This window comes from Oleiphilus sp. HI0125 (assembly GCF_001635355.1).
Window position 1 is genome coordinate 1 of the sequence record NZ_LWGF01000959.1, and the last position, 1,257, is coordinate 1,257.

At 44.1% G+C, this 1,257-nt stretch carries 2 protein-coding genes; one reads left to right on the forward strand and one right to left on the reverse strand.

The genetic code is table 11. The features are described from left to right. Nucleotides 1–39: 39 nt before the first annotated feature. Nucleotides 40–726: a hypothetical protein gene (locus A3762_RS16420; RefSeq protein WP_156493525.1), complete on the forward strand. Its 687-nt coding sequence runs from the start codon at nucleotides 40–42 to the stop codon at nucleotides 724–726. A 4-nt stretch (nucleotides 727–730) separates the two neighbouring features. Here the strand turns inward: A3762_RS16420 and A3762_RS16425 are convergent. Continuing rightward, nucleotides 731–1,257: LysM peptidoglycan-binding domain-containing protein (locus A3762_RS16425; protein ID WP_231878837.1), on the reverse strand; the 527-nt coding region annotated here is incomplete at its 5' end.

Here is a 1,257-nt window from a genome sequence, read left to right on the forward strand (position 1 = left end):
CCTTGATTGCCAGCAATGCTTCATAACGTGCAGCGCCGCTTGTCAGATAACAGCGATTCAAGCGAAGTAGATGCTGTACAACAAAGCTCTGAGGGAAGTGGGCTGTCTGCTGAAGATGATGTAAACGCTGACTCTGATCCACAGATTATTCTTCAGAATGATACGAACGAGTCTGATAGTGGTTTGGTAAAGCAAGTAAAAACGCATCATGACTTTGACGTGCAAAAACAGCTGCATGTAAGTCAAAAGCTTACCGAAATGTTGTTGGCAAACGAATTTGAAATGAATGGTTTTTTCCGTTTGCTGCTGCGAGGTGTTTATTATGGCGCGGGCTTTGAACGCTGTGCATTGTTCCTTAAAAATACAACTACTCATCGGTATGTGTGTAAGTTAAGTGATGGCATCTCAAAGATATCGAGCAATGTGTCGGTGACGCAAGAGATAGAGCAGAGCGCCTCATTCGAACAAGCAATGGTTAGCGAAAAAGCGTTTATCTTTAAAGTCGGCGATGCTGACAGTGATAAAAAACTCGATGCGCTTGCTTTCAAAACGGGTGTTGAGACTTGTTTGGTTGCAGTGTTGAAGTCGCAGTTTAAACCGATTGGTTTTTTATATGCAGATCTTTGTGAGAGTAAGCGAGAAATCGACACGGCATACGTAGAGCGGTTTAACCAACTCTACGTTCAGTCAAAACTAGCGTTGAACATAATTGGCAAGAAAAGTTGAATACTTAGCCTTGCGTGATATCAACATAGACCGTGATGCGTTGGCCTGGCTGAAGATATTTTTTTCCGCCAAGCTTGTTCCATTTTTTTAGCTCGTTGATCGAGACCTTGTATCTATTGGCTATGCGCCATAAAGAGTCACCGTTGCGTACGCGATAGCTGAGTTTTTTGAGCTTATCTCTCGGGGCATACGAGCTTGCTATCGAAGGCTGATAACGTGTTGAAGCAGGTTTTGCTGAGGCTTTTTGTGCAGCTGTATTCGACCAAATTAGCAGTGTTTTACCTGGTCGAAGAACATCTCCAGGTGCCATTGCATTCCATTTTGCTAGCTGGCGAACGCCTACTTTGTGCGCGCGAGCTATATCCCAGAAGGTATCTCCAGATTTCACCTTATAGAAAACCTTACTGGCTCCGTTCTTACCCCTGACTTTCGTCTGCGCGGAGCTGATACGGTTTTGCTCACTCATGTTGTAGAAATGCTTGTTCTTCGACGCCACGGGGATTAGTAAATTTTGGCCTTGGTAAATAGTAT